Annotated in this window: 13 protein-coding genes; 4 read left to right on the forward strand and 9 right to left on the reverse strand. The window is 71.7% G+C overall.

Annotated features, from left to right (window positions below; translation table 11 throughout):
- Window positions 1-17: 17 nt before the first annotated feature.
- The 8 genes from JTJ31_RS07215 to JTJ31_RS07250 all read right to left on the reverse strand — a co-directional run bounded on the left by JTJ31_RS07215 (window position 18) and on the right by JTJ31_RS07250 (window position 6961).
- Window positions 18-950, reverse strand: coding sequence for an electron transfer flavoprotein subunit alpha/FixB family protein (locus JTJ31_RS07215; protein WP_207537963.1), 933 nt, complete (start codon window positions 948-950; stop codon window positions 18-20).
- Between the two features lie 2 nt (window positions 951-952).
- A complete protein-coding gene (locus JTJ31_RS07220; RefSeq protein WP_207537964.1) occupies window positions 953-1702 on the reverse strand; it encodes an electron transfer flavoprotein subunit beta/FixA family protein in 750 nt (249 codons plus the stop codon).
- A gap of 68 nt (window positions 1703-1770) precedes the next feature.
- Window positions 1771-2751: a DUF808 domain-containing protein gene (locus JTJ31_RS07225; protein ID WP_207537965.1), complete on the reverse strand. Its 981-nt coding sequence runs from the start codon at window positions 2749-2751 to the stop codon at window positions 1771-1773.
- A 57-nt stretch (window positions 2752-2808) separates the two neighbouring features.
- Entirely contained in the window at window positions 2809-4650 is a 1842-nt protein-coding gene (gene ptsP / locus JTJ31_RS07230; protein ID WP_207537966.1) for a phosphoenolpyruvate--protein phosphotransferase, read from the reverse strand.
- Window positions 4640-4936: an HPr family phosphocarrier protein gene (locus tag JTJ31_RS07235; RefSeq protein ID WP_328805709.1), complete on the reverse strand. Its 297-nt coding sequence runs from the start codon at window positions 4934-4936 to the stop codon at window positions 4640-4642. Before JTJ31_RS07235 ends, ptsP begins: the two co-directional genes overlap by 11 nt.
- Before the next feature lie 74 nt (window positions 4937-5010).
- Window positions 5011-5460 (reverse strand): PTS sugar transporter subunit IIA, encoded by a 450-nt coding sequence (locus JTJ31_RS07240; protein WP_207537968.1) that lies wholly within the window; start codon window positions 5458-5460, stop codon window positions 5011-5013.
- Window positions 5457-6431, reverse strand: a complete 975-nt coding sequence (rapZ, locus tag JTJ31_RS07245) for an RNase adapter RapZ (protein ID WP_328805691.1) — start codon at window positions 6429-6431, stop codon at window positions 5457-5459. Before rapZ ends, JTJ31_RS07240 begins: the two co-directional genes overlap by 4 nt.
- Window positions 6428-6961 carry an HPr kinase/phosphorylase gene (locus JTJ31_RS07250; protein WP_457852402.1) on the reverse strand — a complete coding sequence of 178 codons (534 nt, stop codon included), beginning with the start codon at window positions 6959-6961 and terminating at the stop codon, window positions 6428-6430. Before JTJ31_RS07250 ends, rapZ begins: the two co-directional genes overlap by 4 nt.
- Between JTJ31_RS07250 and JTJ31_RS07255 the strand changes: the two genes are divergently transcribed.
- Window positions 6960-7889, forward strand: coding sequence for a serine/threonine dehydratase (locus tag JTJ31_RS07255; RefSeq protein WP_207537970.1), 930 nt, complete (start codon window positions 6960-6962; stop codon window positions 7887-7889). The two genes, JTJ31_RS07250 and JTJ31_RS07255, sit on opposite strands and share 2 nt — an antisense overlap.
- 5 nt (window positions 7890-7894) lie before the next feature.
- Window positions 7895-9196: a tetratricopeptide repeat protein gene (locus JTJ31_RS07260; protein ID WP_236019998.1), complete on the forward strand. Its 1302-nt coding sequence runs from the start codon at window positions 7895-7897 to the stop codon at window positions 9194-9196.
- On the opposite strand, the gene JTJ31_RS07265 is transcribed toward JTJ31_RS07260, so the two are convergent.
- Window positions 9193-9648, reverse strand: a complete 456-nt coding sequence (locus JTJ31_RS07265) for an Lrp/AsnC ligand binding domain-containing protein (protein ID WP_457852403.1) — start codon at window positions 9646-9648, stop codon at window positions 9193-9195. The genes JTJ31_RS07260 and JTJ31_RS07265 overlap by 4 nt on opposite strands.
- A gap of 121 nt (window positions 9649-9769) precedes the next feature.
- Here JTJ31_RS07265 and putA point away from each other — a divergent pair, with 121 nt between their 5' ends.
- Window positions 9770-12847, forward strand: coding sequence for a bifunctional proline dehydrogenase/L-glutamate gamma-semialdehyde dehydrogenase PutA (putA, locus tag JTJ31_RS07270; protein ID WP_207537973.1), 3078 nt, complete (start codon window positions 9770-9772; stop codon window positions 12845-12847).
- A gap of 70 nt (window positions 12848-12917) precedes the next feature.
- Entirely contained in the window at window positions 12918-14873 is a 1956-nt protein-coding gene (locus JTJ31_RS07275) for an alpha/beta hydrolase domain-containing protein (RefSeq protein ID WP_207537974.1), read from the forward strand.
- Window positions 14874-14881 lie beyond the last annotated feature (8 nt).

A 14881-nucleotide genomic window follows, 5' to 3' on the forward strand; every position in this document is an offset into this window, starting at 1 on the left:
GCCAGCCCTACGCGCCATCACTTGGCGAGTTCCGCCTCAAGCTCCGGCAGCGCCTTGAACAGGTCCGCCACCAGCCCGTAATCGGCCACCTGGAAGATCGGCGCTTCCTCGTCCTTGTTGATGGCGACGATCACCTTGCTGTCCTTCATCCCGGCGAGGTGCTGGATGGCGCCGGAGATGCCGATGGCGATGTAGAGGTCAGGCGCGACGATCTTGCCGGTCTGCCCCACCTGGTGGTCGTTCGGAGCGTAGCCGGCATCCACCGCCGCGCGCGAGGCGCCGACCGCGGCACCGAGCCTGTCGGCCACCTTCTCGATCAGGTGGAAATTCTCGGCCGAGCCCATGGCGCGGCCGCCCGAGACGACGATGCGCGCAGCCGTCAGCTCCGGCCGCTCGCTCTTGCTCACCTCGGCGCCGACAAAGGAGGACTTCACCTCGCCCGTGGCGGCGGCGACGTTCTCCACCGGGGCGGAGCCGCCCGTGGCGGGCACCGGGTCGAAGGAGGCGGCGCGCACGGTCAGCACCTTCTTCGGGTCGGCGGACTTCACCGTGGCCAGCGCATTGCCGGCATAGATGGGTCGCACGAAGGTGTCGGCATCCACCACGCCCGAGATGTCGGAGATGGGCTGAACGTCCAGCAGCGCGGCGACGCGCGGCATCACGTTCTTGCCCGCCGCCGAGGCCGGGGCGACGAGGTGCGAGTAGTTCGGCGCCAGCGAGACGAGCAGCGCCGCCACCGGCTCGGCCAGGCGATGCGCCAGGGAGGCGTCGTCGGCCAGCAGCACCTTGGCAACGGAGGGCAGGGCGGCGGCGGATTGCGCGGCGGCGGCAGCGCCCTCGCCCAGCACCAGCACATGCACCTCGCCCAGCTTGGCAGCCGCCGCGACGGCGGAACGCGTGGGCTGGGAAACGGCCGACCCGTCGTGGTCGGCAAGTAGCAGGACCGCCATGGTCAGATCACCTTCGCTTCATTGCGGAGCTTCTCGACCAGCTCCTGGACAGAGGTCACCTTGGCGCCGGCCTGGCGCTTCGCCGGCTCCTCCACGCGCAGCACGGACAGGCGCGGCGTGACATCCACGCCGAGATCGGCGGGCTTCACCGTCTCGATCGGCTTCTTGCGTGCCTTCATGATGTTGGGCAGCGAGGCGTAGCGCGGCTCGTTCAGCCGCAGATCGGCCGTCACCACCGCCGGCAGGGCCAGCTTCACGGTCTCGAGCCCGCCATCCACCTCGCGCGTCACCGTCGCTTCCTGGCCGCTGATCTCGACCTTGGAGGCGAAGGTGCCCTGCGGCCAGCCGAGCAGCGCCGCCAGCATTTGGCCGGTGGCGTTCATGTCGTCATCGATGGCCTGCTTGCCCATCACCACCAGGGTGGGGCCTTCCTTCTCGACCAAAGCCTTCAGGATCTTGGCGACGGCGATCGGCTCCAGCACGCCGTCATGCTCGACCAGGATGCCGCGATCGGCGCCCATGGCGAGGGCGGTGCGGATCTGTTCCTGCGCAGCCTGCGGCCCGGCGGAGACGGCAATGATCTCGGTCGCCACGCCCTTTTCCTTCAGGCGCACGGCTTCTTCCACCGCGATCTCATCGAAGGGGTTCATGGACATCTTCACGTTCGCCGTCTCGACGCCCGTGTTGTCCGCCTTCACCCGAACCTTGACATTGTAGTCCACCACCCGCTTGACGGGGACGAGAAGCTTCATGGGGCCGTTCCGCCTTTTTGCTGCGCTGCCGCGAGAATGAGCAGCCGGACCCTAGACTTCGGCCCCTTTCAGGGCAAGGGCCGCCCGACCGGAGCGTCGGCCGCCACGTGCCGGCGGGGCAGGAGGCGCAGGAGGCCGATCACCACCGCGCCCACAAGGAGCCCCACCACGGCCGAGCCGGCGGCATGGACCAGCCATTCCACGACGGCGCCCCCGGCCGGCAGCGCCCCCGCCAGCGCCACGCCCCAATCGTGCAGCAGATGTGAGGGCGCGCCAAACCCGTATTCCTCCAGCCCATGAAGGATGATGCCTCCGCCCACCCAGATCATCGCCGCCGTGCCCACCCAGCCCAGCAGGCGCAGGAGCTTGGGCATGGCCCCGGCGATGGCGCGGCCGAAGCGCCGCGTCGCCGGCCCGGCGCCGGGCCGCGTCGCGAGGTGCAGGCCGAAATCATCGGCCTTCACGATCAAGGCCACCACCCCATAGACCGCGACGGTGATGCCGACCCCGACGGTCGCCAGCACCGTCGCCTGGGTCCAGAAGCTCGAGGGCGGGATAGCCGCGAGGGTGATGGCCATGATCTCGGCCGAGAGGATGAAGTCGGTGCGGACCGCATCGGTCACCTTGCGGTCCTCGAAGGCGGCGACTTCCGCCAGCCCCTGCGGCACCGCCTCGCCATGGGTGTCGGCATGGGGAAAGAGCGCCTCGTGCAGCTTCTCCACCCCCTCGAAGCACAGATAGGCGCCGCCCAGCATCAGCAGCGGCGTGATGGCCCAGGGTGCCAGGAAGGACAGGGCCAGGGCGGCCGGCAGCAGGATCAGCAGCTTGTTGCGGAGGGAGCCGAGGGCGATGCGCCAGATCACCGGCAATTCGCGCGCCGGCGAGAAGCCCGTGACGTAGCGCGGGGTGACGGCGGCGTCGTCGATCACCACGCCGGCCGCCTTGGCCCCCGCCTTGCCCGCCATGGCGGCCACGTCGTCCACCGAGGCGGCGGCCGCCTTGGCCAGCGTCGCGACATCATCCAGCAGGGCGAGCAATCCGGTGGCCATGCGCCTTTCTCCTCGACCATCCCGAACCGTGCAGGACCAGAATGGTTGGCTGGCGCCTTAGTGTTTGCCGAACCCGTCCACCAACTCGGCGATGCGCGCCGGGTCGCTTTGCTCCATCACCCTTCGGGCGAAGCGGGCGCAATCGTCGATGTCCAGGACGCGCACCGCCTGCTTCACCCGCGGGATGGCGGAGGCGTTCATGGACAGCGCCCGAATGCCGAGGCCAAGCAGCAGCGGCACCAGGGAGGGGTTGCCCGCCATCTCGCCGCAGACGGAACACGGCATGCGCAGCCGCAGCGCCGCCTCCGTGGCGAACTGCACCAGACGCAGCACCGCCGGGTGCAGCGGGTCGTACAGATGCGCCACATCCGCCTCGGCACGGTCCACCGCCAGCGTGTACATGGCGAGGTCATTGGTGCCGATGGCGAAGAAATCCGCCTCCAGCGCGATGGCATCGGCGGCGAGCGCGGCGCCCGGCGTCTCGATCATGGCCCCCAGCGGCGGCAGCTTTTCCGGCAGGGTCTCGCCCCGGCGGCGCAGGCGCTTCGCCACGCGCTCATAAATATCACGGGCCGCCGCCACCTCGTCCGGCACGGTGACCATGGGAAGCAGGATGCGGACATCGCCCAACGGGGCGACGCGCAGAATGGCGGCGAACTGTTCCTCGAGCAGTTCCGGGCGCTTCAGCAGCAGGCGGATGCCGCGCAGCCCCAGCGCCGGGTTCGGCCCTGTGGAGACGGGCACGCCTTGGGCCAGCGCCTCCATGTCCTTCTCGCCGCCCCAGTCGAGGACGCGGATGGTGACGCAATGCCCCGCCATCGCCTCCACCACCGAGCGATAGGCCGCGACCTGGGCGTCCTCGTCCGGCAGGTCCTCGCGGTTCATGAACAGGAATTCGGTCCGCAACAGGCCGATCCCTTCCGCCCCGGCCTGGTGGATCAGCGGCAGCTCGGCCGGAATCTCCAGATTGGCCTGCAGCTCGACCTTCTCGCCATCCGTGGTCTCGGCGGGGAGGGAGCGCAGGCGGGACAGGCGGGATTTCTCGCGCGCCTGGGCGGTGAGGCCTTCCTTCGCAGTGGCAAGGGATTCCGCGTTCGGGTGCAGTAGGAGAAATCCGGCGCGCCCGTCCAGCACGGCAGGGTCGCCGCGCTGCGCCGCCTCGGTCAGCCCGTGGCAGCCCAGCACGGCGGGGATGCCCAGGGCGCGCAGCATGATGGCGGTGTGCCCGTCCGCCCCACCTTCCTCCGTTGCCACCCCGGCGACGCGCCCCGGCTCCAGAAGCGCGGCATCGGCAGGGGTGAGCTCGTCGGTGACGAGGATGGCACCGTGCGGCACCTCCTTCAGCGAGCGGAAGGGCGTGGCGGTGAGGTTTCGGATCAGGCGGCGCGCGATCTCCCGCACCTCGTAGGCGCGGCGGTTCAGCCCCTGCCTGTCGTCGTCCTTGGTCGTGAGGATGGCGGCAGCGATGGAATCCGCCTCGTCCGACACGGCGGTCTCGGCGGACAGCAACTCATCGCCGATGCGGCGGCGCGCATTCCGCAGGAGGCGCGAATTGCCGAGCATGAGGACATAGGCATCGAGCAGCGGCTCCAGCTCTTCCTTTGCCTCCTCGGGCAGGATGGAAAGCCGGGTCTTCAGCTTGCTGACCTGCTTGCGCGAAAAGGCGGCGGCCTCGGTCAGACGCTGGCGCTCGGCCTCCACCTCGGATTCGGGGATGGAGCGGCGCGGCGCCTCGGCCGGCGCCTCGGTAAGGTCATAGACGGGGGCGATGGCGATGCCGGGCGAGACGGCGATGCCCAGGAAACGGCGCTCCACCGGCGCCTTGGCGCCCCGCGATTTGCGCGGCGAATCGCCCTTCGTTTCGACCTTGGCTGCTTGTTCCGCCTTCTCAGTCTTCATGGAAGCCGGCTTCCACCAGCCCGGCCACCGCTTCCAGCGCTTCCTTCGCGTCCCAGCCCTCAGCCTCGATCACGATCTCGCTCCCCTTGCCGGCACCCAGCATCATCAGGCCCATGATGGAGCAGGCCGGCACGGTTTGTCCCCCCCTAGAGACGTTCATGCAGGCAGAATATCGCTCAGCCAGCGCCACCAGCTTGGCGGCGGCACGGGCATGAAGGCCGCGCGCGTTCACGATGGGCACGGCGCGGCGCAGGACGAGGCCACCGCCGCCTCCGTCGCAACTGATGCAGGACGGCGACTCCGCCAGGGGCGGGGAGGTGGGAGAGGTGGAGGAGCTGTCCTCCTCGCCGGGCCACTCGTTCATGACGCGCCATTCCCGGAAACGCGGGCCGGCAACGGCGCCATGTCGGCGGCGCCGTTCGGCAGTTCGCAGGCAGCGGCGAGGTATTTGCGCCCGGCGCGGGCGGCATGGTCCACCGCTTCCATCAACGGCTCGGTGCCGCGGATCTTCGCCAGCTTGACCAGGAGGGGGAGGTTCACCCCCGCGATCACCTCCACCCTGCGGTGATCGGCAAGCGACAGGGCGAGGTTGGACGGGGTGCCACCGAGGATGTCGGTCAGGATGACGACGCCGTCGCCCTGATCCACCTCGGCAATGCGGCCGCGGATGTCGGCGCGTCTTCCCTCCATGTCGTCCTCAGGGCCGATGCAGACCGTTGCCACCGCCTCCTGTGGGCCGACCACGTGCTCCATGGCGTGGCGCAGTTCCAGCGCCAGCCGTCCATGGGTCACCAGGACCAAGCCGATCATGAAGGCATTGCTCGCGAATGGGACATGGAAGTGTTCGTCGGGGCCTCCTGGCCCAGGGAGTCGGAAGGAATGGGGCCCGCAGGTGTGGCCGGGGCGTGGATATGGGGCACCGGGTCCAATTCCCGATGCGCGGAATCCGCGCGCCAGCCCCGCCGGCGGAGGTGATCGGCCAAAGCCTCGGTTAGGAAGACAGAACGATGACGACCCCCCGTACAGCCGAGGGCGATGGTCAGATATTTCTTCCCCTCCGCCACATAGCGCGGCAGCAGGGGGTCGAGGAAGCCTGTTAAACGTTCCCAGAACCCGGGGAAATCCGGGTCGGCGCGTACGTAGTCGCCCACGGCCGGGTCCAGCCCGGTCAGCGGCCGCAGGGTCGGCTCGTAATGCGGATTCTGCAGGAAGCGCAGGTCGAAGACGAGATCCGCCTCGCGCGGCAGGCCACGGGGGAAAGAGAAGGACTGGACGAGGATCGAAAGGCCCGGCGTCCCTTCCGGCCGGAACCGCGCCTCGATGATCTGGCGCAGCCGGAAGATCGGCAGGCCCGATGTGTCCACCACGAGGTCGGCTGCGTCGCGAAGCGGAGCCAGCAGGGCCGCCTCGCGCGCGATGCCGTCCTGCACCCGACTGCCCAGCGGACCGCCCGGCGCCAGGGGGTGGCGCCGTCGCGTCTCCGTGAAGCGGCGCAGCAGCACCGCGTCCTCCGCGGTGGCGAAGACCAGCGAGACGGCGAGCCCGGGCCAGGCGCGCAGCCGCTCCAGCACCGCCAGCGCCTCGCCCGGCTCGAAGCCGCGGGTGCGGGTGTCGATGCCGGCGGCCAGCGGGTTGGTTCCGTCCTCCACCAGCCCTTCCAGGATGGTGAGCGGCGGGTTGTCCACCGTCTCGAAACCGAGGTCTTCCAGGACGCGCAAGATGGTCGCGCGGCCGGCTCCGGAAAGTCCGGTCACCAGCACAAAGGGACGGGGTGGGGTCACGCCGCCAGCGCCCCCGCGACCATGCCGAGGCGTCCGCGCGCGACATCCAGCGCGGCGCGCAGCCGCGCCGGTGCCGAGGCGGCGCGCCCATCCAGCGCGACGAGGGGCAGGCGCACCCCTTCTGCTTCCCAGGTTTCGGGGGTGGGCAGGCGGGGGATCGCCTCTTCCGGCATCAGCCGCGCCACGAGGTGCAGCGGCGCCTCTGCCCAGGCGAGGCCGGAAACGAGGCCGAGGCCGCGCAGCTCCAGCATGCCGGCAAGGGACGGGGGTGGCGCGGCCAGCAGCGCACTGCCCATGCGGCGCAGCGCCACCTGGTCATCGGCCACGAGGCGCCATCCGCTTTCCAGCAGGCGCAGGACAAGATCGGATTTTCCGCTTCCGGGTGGGGCGAGGAGCAAGACCCCTTCCCCGTCCAAGGCGACGGCGCTTCCGTGCAAAGTCATTCCGAATGTCCAGAAGTTTGGACTGTCCTGAATATGGCAGGATTGGGTCTTGCGCGGAAGGGACTGGCGGTTGCACCCGGAAGCCATGACTCTTCCGAACCGCGACTCCGTCTCCGCCGCCCATCGCCTGATCGAGGCGGATATCCGGCGGACCCCGGTGATGACCCTGCCCGGCCTCGGCGCGCTGAAGCTCGAACACACGCAGCTTTCCGGCTCCTTCAAGGCGCGCGGCGCCTTCCACCGCCTGCGCGCCGCCGGGGCGGGCGCGGCGGGGGTGATCGCGGCCTCCGGCGGCAATCACGGCGCGGCGGTCGCCGCGGCGGCGCAGAGCCTCGGCATCGCGGCGGAGATCTTCGTCCCCGCGATCAGCGCCCCGGCCAAGCAGGCGCTGATCCGTTCCTTTGGTGCGCGGCTTGTGGTGGGCGGCGCCGCCTATGACGAGGCGCGCGAAGCGGCCGAGCGCCGCGCGGCCGAGACGGGGGCGCTGATGGTCCACGCCTATGACCAGGCGGAAGTGATCAGCGGCCAGGGCACCGTGGCGCGCGAGTGGGAGGAGCAGTCGCCCGAACTGACGCACCTTCTCGTCGCCGTGGGCGGCGGCGGCCTCATCGGCGGCTTCGCTGCCTGGCATGCAGAGTCCGGCCCCGCGCTGGTCGCGGTGGAGCCCGAGGGTTGCCCCACCCTGGCCCACGCCCTCCAGGCTGGGCGGCCCGTGCCCGCGCCGGTGGGCGGCGTGGCGGCGGACAGCCTGGGCGCGCGGCAGGTGGGCGAATTGATGTTCCCACTCGCGGCGCGGCTGCACGCCGCCGGACGTCTCCAGAGCATTCTCGTCCCTGACGAGGCAATCCGGGACGCGCAGTGCCGCCTCTGGGCCGACGCGCGGCTGGTCGTCGAGCCGGGCGGGGGGGTGGCCCTGGCCGCGCTGCTCTCCGGGCGCTGGACGCCCTCTGCGGGGGCGCGTCCCGGAATCCTGCTGTGCGGCGGCAACACCGACCCCGGGAGCGTCGCCGCGTGAGCCGGATGGAGCGGCTGGAAGCGCTGCTGAAGGAAAGCCGGCTGGAAGAGGCGGTGACACTGGCCGCCGAATCGGTCCGGGCCGCCCCCCGTGACCCGGAGACGCACAACGCCCTGGGCGTGGTGCTGGCCCGTGCCGGCCGCTACCCGGAGGCGGAACGCTGCTACCGCGCCGCGCTGCGCCTCGACCCCGGGCGTGGCGCGATCTGGAGCAACCTCGGCAACACCCTCACCGCGCAGGGGCTGGATGCGACGGCGGTGGCGGCGCAGCGCCGCGCCGTGGCCCTGCAGGGGCAGAACGGCACCGCCTTCTACAACCTCGCCACCACACTGACCCGCGCGGAGCGGCATGAGGAGGCGATTCCGGAATACGAGGCGGCGCTGCGGCTGGGCCACCCCCAGGCGGCCTGGAACCTCGCCCGCGCGCGGCTGGCGGCGGGCGATCTGCGCCGCGGCTTCGCCGAGTATGAGTGCCGCATCACTACCGGCCTCGTCCCCGACCGGCCCCGCCCCGGCGCGCGCTGGGACGGTTCGCGCTTCGAGGGGCGGACGCTGCTGCTGCTCACCGAGCAGGGCTTCGGCGACACGATCTGGATCCTGCGCTACCTGCCCTGGGTGAGGGAGCGCGGCGGGCGCGTCGTCATGGAGGCGAAGCCCGAACTCGCCGCGCTGGTGGCGCCGCTGGTGAATGAGGTGGTCGCCCCCGGCGCCGAGGTGGCGGCCGATCTCCACTTGCATGTCTGCTCGCTGCCCGGGCTCTTCTCGCCCCACGTCGCGCCGCTGCCGGCATTGCCGCCCGAGGAGGCGCGGCTGGAACGGCTGCGGCCGCATATCGTGGGGCCGGGGCTGAAGGTCGGGATCATCTGGTCCGGTTCCGTCACCTTCGGCTCCAACCACTGGCGTGCCGTGACGCTGGGGCGCTTCCTCGACGCCTTCCAATGGCCCGGGGTGCGGCTCTTCTCCCTGCAGAAGGGACCGCCCGAGGCGGAACTGGCGCAGCACAAGATGCGCGGCGCCGTCACCGACCTCGCGCCGCATCTGCGCGACTTTGCCGACACGGCGGCGGCGCTGACGCTGCTCGATCTCGTCATCATGACCGACAGCGCGGTGGCGCATCTCGCGGGCACGATGAACCGGCCGGTCTGGGTGTTGCTGGGCCGCGCGCCGCACTGGCTCTGGCTGACGGGGCGGGAGGATTGCCCCTGGTATCCCTCCATGCGGCTGTTCCGCATGGCGCCGGGGCCGCTGGCCTGGGACGGGGTGTTCGACCGAGCATCGGCGGCGCTGCTGGAGCGGGCTGGGAGCTAGATCGGCAGTTCCGCCGTCGCCTTCACCTCCTCCATCACCGCGAAGGTGTGCGTCTCGCGCACCCCGGGCAGGGCGAGCAGCACCTCGGCCAGGAAGCGGCGATAAGCCGCCATGTCCTCCACCCGCGTCTTCAGCAGGTAATCGAAGCCGCCCGCCACCATGTGGCATTCCAGCACCTCGGGCGCGCGGCGCACCGTCTGGGCGAAGCTCTCGAAGACGTCGGGCGTCGTGCGCTCCAGCCTCACCTCGATGAAGACCAGGAGGCCACGTCCGAGCAGGGCCGGATTCAGCCGCGCGCCGAAGCCCAGGACATAGCTGTCGCGCTGCAGCCGCCGCAGCCGGTCGGAGGTGGCGGTGGCGCCGAGCCCGACTCGCTCCGCCAGTTCGGACAGGCTGATCCGCCCTTCCTTCTGCAAAAGGCGCAGGATGCGCCGGTCGGTATCGTCGATCACGCGCAGTTTCCCCGGTGAGACAGGATTTTGGCCGGGTTTTCCGCGGCCCGCCAGCGCCAGAAAGGGATGAAGCCCGCCCGTTCCCGGTTCAGTTTGGGAAGGACACCACGCTGGACCCGTCATGGACCTCGCCCCCACACCGGATTTCGCTCCGGGCCTCCTCGCCCCCTACGCCCCGCCGCAGGACGCCGCCCTCGCTCCGCTGCGCGAGGCGCTTCCAGCCCTGCCGCCCGAGCGCGAGGCGTCGGTGGACGCGCTGGCGCGCCGCCTCGTCGCCGCAGTGCGGACGGGCAGCGGCCTGGGCGGGGTGGAGGAGTTGCTGCGCCAGTACGCCCTCGACACGCGCGAAGGCTTGGCGCTGATGGTGCTGGCGGAGTCGCTGCTGCGCGTGCCGGACAGCGAGACGGCGGACCGGCTGATCGAGGACCGCCTCGGTTCCGCGGATTTCGCGCATCCGCGCACGGGCGGCACCTGGCTGGGCGACGCCTCGGCCTGGGCGCTCGGTCTCTCCGTGCGGGTGATCCGCCCCGGCGAGACGCCGGAGGGCGTGCTGGCCGCGCTCGGGCGGCGCATCGGCCTGCCCGCGCTGCGCACGGCCACGCGCCAGGCGGTGAAGCTGCTGGGCGGGCATTTCGTGCTGGGCCAGACGATCGAGGAGGCGCTGGGCCGCGCGGCCTCGCCCGCCGGCCGCGCCTTCCGCCATTCCTTCGACATGCTGGGCGAGGGCGCGCGCACAGAGGAGGATGCGCGGCGCTACGAGCGTTCCTATGCCGAGGCCATCGAGGCGATCGGCCGCGCGGCGGGCAATGCGCCCCTGCCGGCACGGCACGGCATCTCGGTGAAGCTCTCGGCGCTGCACCCGCGCTTCATCGCCACCGCCCGCCCGCGCGTCCTGCGCGAACTGGTCCCCGTGCTGAACCGGCTGATGCGCGCCGCCCGCGCCCACGACCTGAACTTCACCGTGGATGCGGAGGAGCAGGACCGGCTGGAACTCTCGCTGGAGGTGATGGAGCGCGCGCTGGATGATCCGGAACTGGCCGGGTGGGACGGGTTCGGCCTCGCCGTGCAGGCCTATGGCAAGCGCGCCATGGCGGTGCTCGACTGGGCCGAGGCGCTGGCGGAGCGGCTGGACCGGCGGCTGATGATCCGGCTGGTGAAGGGCGCCTATTGGGACACAGAGGTGAAGCGCGCGCAGGAGCGCGGGCTGGACGGCTACCCGGTCTGGACGCGCAAGCCGGCCACCGACCTCGCCTACATGGCTTGCGCCGCGCGGATGCTGCGGATGCGCCCGCGCATCTTCGCGCAATTCGCCACCCACAACGCACTGACCGTCGCCGCCATCCTGGAGCGCGCGGGCGACGCGCAGGGCTTCGAGTTCCAGCGCCTGCACGGCATGGGCGACGCGCTCTATGCCGAGCTGCGCAAGCTCCGCCCCGAGGTCGCGGTGCGGACCTATGCGCCGGTGGGCGGCCATGCCGACTTGCTCGCCTATCTTGTGCGGCGACTGCTGGAGAACGGCGCCAACTCCTCCTTTGTCTCGCTTGCCGCCGATCCCGCCGTGCCGGTGGAGCGCCTGCTGGAGCGTCCCGAGGCGGCGCTGGCGCGCGAGGGCGGTCCCAGCCTGCCGCTGCCGCGCGACCTCTACGGCGACCGGCCCAATTCACGCGGCGTGGAGTTCGGCCACGCCGCCAGCCTGCGCCGCCTCGTGGAGGGGGTACGGCGCGAGAACGGCCCGTGGCACGCCGCGCCACTGGTGGATGGGCAGGTCCTGCCCGGCGCGACGCGCGAGCTGCATGACCCCGCGACCGGGCGCGTCATCGGCACGGTGACCGAATCCGCCGAGGCGGCGCCGCGCGCCATGGCGGCGGCGCATGCCTACGCCCCGCGCTGGGACCGCACGCCGCCCGATCAGCGCGCCGCGATGCTGGAGCGGGCGGCCGATTTGCTGGAAGCGGAGCGCGACGCCTTCCTTGCCCTGCTGGCGCGGGAGGGCGGCAAGACGCTCGACGACGGCGTGGCCGAGATCCGCGAGGCGGCGGATTTCCTGCGCTTCTACGCCAATGGCGCGCGACGTCTCTTCCGCCCCGAGGCGCTGCCCGGCCCGACCGGGGAAAGCAACGTGCTGACGCGGCACGGGCGCGGGGCGTGGCTGTGCATCTCGCCCTGGAACTTCCCGCTGGCGATCTTCCTCGGCCAGGTGGCGGCGGCGCTGGCCGCGGGCAATGCGGTGGTGGCGAAGCCTGCCGAGCAGACGCCCCTGGTCGCCGCCCGTGCCGTGGCGCTGCTGCACCGGGCCGGCATCCCGGCGGGGGCGCTGCACCTCGTCCCCGGCGACGGGGCGGTGGGCGCGGCGCTGGTGGAGGACCCTCGCGTCGCGGGCGTTGCCTTCACCGGCGGCACCGACACGGCCTGGCGCATCAACCGCGCGCTGGCGGCGAAGAACGGCCCCATCGTGCCGCTGATCGCCGAGACAGGCGGCATCAACGCGATGTTCGTGGATGCCACGGCACTGCCGGAGCAGGTGGCGGACGATGTCTGCGCCAGCGCCTTCCGCTCCGCCGGGCAGCGCTGCTCCGCCCTGCGCCTGCTCTGCGTGCAGGACGACGTGGCGGACCGCATGCTGGCGATGATCGCAGGCGCAGCGCGCGAATTGGCGCTGGGCCACCCCGCCGAGCCGCAGACGGAAATCGGCCCGGTCATCGATGCCGAGGCGCGGGAGCGCCTCCTGTCGCATATCGCGCGCATGCGCGGCGAGGCGAAGGTGATCCTGGACGGCGCGGCGCCCAGGGATGGGCACTTCGTCGCGCCGCACATCTTCGAGATCGCGCGGCCGGAGCATCTGCGCGAGGAGGTGTTCGGCCCCATCCTCCATGTCGTACGCTGGCGGCGCGACGCGCTGGGCGAGACCCTGGCCGGTGTTGCGGCGAGCGGCTTCGCCCTCACCCTCGGCGTGCAGAGCCGAAACGAGAGCTTTGCGCGGGAGGTGCTGGACGCGGTGCCGGCGGGAAACAGCTACGTCAATCGCTCCATGATCGGCGCGGTGGTGGGGACGCAGCCCTTCGGTGGCATGGGGCTGTCGGGCACCGGCCCCAAGGCGGGTGGGCCGGACTACCTCCGCCGCTTCGCGCTGGAACGGGTGGAGACGGTGAACACTGCCGCTGCGGGCGGCAATGCGGCGCTGCTGGCGGGGCGGGGCTAGATCCTGATCCGTAGGGGCGTTTCCCGGCGCGGCCTTCCGTGTCTAGCATCGCACCCGGAGGAACACGCCAATGACGCCACGCGCTGCCGGGGCACTGCTCGGGCTTTCGCTTCTCGCATCCCCGGCCGCGGCCGAGGTGCTGCGCTTCGAGCCCTCTGGTCCGCCGCAGCCCGTCTTCGAGGGGCGGAGCTTCGGCTCCGCCGGCGCCTATGAGCGCATCGCTGCGCGCGTCACCATCGCCCTCGATCCCGAGGATGCGCGCAATGCCGGCATCGCTGACCTCGGCCTCGCGCTGCGCAACGCCCAGGGCAAGGTGGAGGCGGTGGCCGAGGCGGTGATCCTCCGCCCCGCCGATCCGTTCCGCGGCAACGGCACGCTGCTGGTCGAGGTGCCCAATCGCGGGCGCGAGCTGGCCGGGCAGCTTTATCACGACGCGGCAGCGAACGACCTCATGCTCGGGCGCAATCCGGGCAACGGCTTCCTGCTGCGCCAGGGCTACAGCATCGTCTGGGTGGGCTGGCAGAGCGACATCCCGCCCGGCGAGGGGCGCGGCGCCGGCATCCGCATGGAAGCCCCGGTGGTGCCGGGCATCACCGCTCCCTCGCGCGAGGAGTTCCTGTTCGAGAACCGCACCAGCCCGGTTACCGCGACCCTCACCTATCCCGCCGCGCGGCGGGAGGGCGCGACGCTGACCGTGCGCGCGCGCACCGAGGATGCGCGGCAGACGCCGGCGGGCCTGTCCTTCCGCTTCCTCGACGACCGCCGCATCGAGATCACGCGCCCCGAGGGCTTCGACGCCGCCGCGCTCTACGAGTTCATCTATGAGGCGAAGGACCCGACCGTGCAGGGCATGGCTTTCGCCGCCTTCCGCGACATCGCCTCCTTCCTGCGCTGGGAGAAGGGATTGCAGAACCCGCTGGCGCGCGACGGCCGCGTCTCGGTGGACCGCGCCATCCTGCACGGCGTCTCCCAATCCGGTCGCGTGGTGCGCGACTTCCTGCATGGCGGCTTCAACGAGGACGAGGCGGGGCGGCGCGTCTATGACGTCATGCTGCCGCATATCCCGGGCACGCGGCGCTCCTTCACCAATGCGCGCTTCGCCCAGCCCAGCCGCAACCCGACGCCGCATGGCGACCGCCACTACCCGGTGGACCAGTTCCCCTTCGCCTATGCAGAGTCGGAGGACCACCTGACCGGCCGCCGCGACGGGCTGCTGCGCCGCTGCCGCATCACGGGCACCTGCCCGCTGATCATGCAGACCGACAGCGAATACGAGTTCTGGGGCGCCCGCGCCTCGCTGCTCGTCACCGACACGCGCGGCCGTCACCTCGACCTGCCGCCCGAGGTGCGGGCCTATGCGCTGACCGGACATCCGCATTTCGCCCTCGCCTCCGCCACGGTGGCGCGGAGCGATCGCTGCGCCCTGCCGGTGAACCCGCTCCAGGCCGGGGCGCCGCTGCGCGCCCTGATGGTGGCGATGGAGCGCTGGATGCGCGAGGGGGTGGAGCCGCCCGCCAGCCGCTTCCCCATGCGCGCCCACGGCACGCTGGCCGCGCCGGAAGGGCTCTACGCCGCCATTCCCGGCCTCGGCTACACAGGCAGCCATGCGCCCGCGCAGCTCGTGGACAACAATGTGATGCCGCCCGCGGTGCGCGGCGAATACGCGGTGCTGCTGCCGCGCGCCGACGCGGATGGCAATGCGCTGGGTGGCATCCGCGTCCCGGCCATCGAGGTGCCGCGCGCCACCTATCTCGGCTGGAATCCGCGCGCCGAAGGGTTCGGCGCCGGGGCGCTTTGCACCAACACCGGCGGCGTCGTGCCATTCGCCGCGACGCGGGCGGAGCGCGAGGCGCAGCGCGACCCGCGCCCTTCGCTGGAGGAGCGCTACCCGACCCCCGATGCCTATGTCGCCGCGGTGCGCGAGGCGGCGGAACGCCTGGTGGCGGAGCGCCTGCTGCTGGCGGAGGACGCCGATGCCATGGCGAGCGCCGCCGCCGCGGGCACGCTGGACCGGCTGCGCCGCTGAGGCACCGC

The organism is Sabulicella rubraurantiaca (genome assembly GCF_017355885.1).
Classification (GTDB): Bacteria; Pseudomonadota; Alphaproteobacteria; order Acetobacterales; family Acetobacteraceae; genus Roseococcus; species Roseococcus rubraurantiacus.

Bases quoted from the DNA above. Each gene is read 5' to 3' on its own strand.
- JTJ31_RS07255 (WP_207537970.1), top strand. From the start codon at position 6,960: ATGACTCTTCCGAACCGCGACTCCGTCTCCGCCGCCCATCGCCTGATC.
- JTJ31_RS07250 (WP_457852402.1), bottom strand. From the start codon at position 6,961: ATGGCTTCCGGGTGCAACCGCCAGTCCCTTCCGCGCAAGACCCAATCC.
- putA (WP_207537973.1), top strand. From the start codon at position 9,770: ATGGACCTCGCCCCCACACCGGATTTCGCTCCGGGCCTCCTCGCCCCC.
- ptsP (WP_207537966.1), bottom strand. From the start codon at position 4,650: ATGAAGACTGAGAAGGCGGAACAAGCAGCCAAGGTCGAAACGAAGGGC.
- JTJ31_RS07240 (WP_207537968.1), bottom strand. From the start codon at position 5,460: ATGATCGGCTTGGTCCTGGTGACCCATGGACGGCTGGCGCTGGAACTG.
- JTJ31_RS07260 (WP_236019998.1), top strand. From the start codon at position 7,895: ATGGAGCGGCTGGAAGCGCTGCTGAAGGAAAGCCGGCTGGAAGAGGCG.
- JTJ31_RS07275 (WP_207537974.1), top strand. From the start codon at position 12,918: ATGACGCCACGCGCTGCCGGGGCACTGCTCGGGCTTTCGCTTCTCGCA.
- JTJ31_RS07215 (WP_207537963.1), bottom strand. From the start codon at position 950: ATGGCGGTCCTGCTACTTGCCGACCACGACGGGTCGGCCGTTTCCCAG.
- JTJ31_RS07220 (WP_207537964.1), bottom strand. From the start codon at position 1,702: ATGAAGCTTCTCGTCCCCGTCAAGCGGGTGGTGGACTACAATGTCAAG.
- JTJ31_RS07225 (WP_207537965.1), bottom strand. From the start codon at position 2,751: ATGGCCACCGGATTGCTCGCCCTGCTGGATGATGTCGCGACGCTGGCC.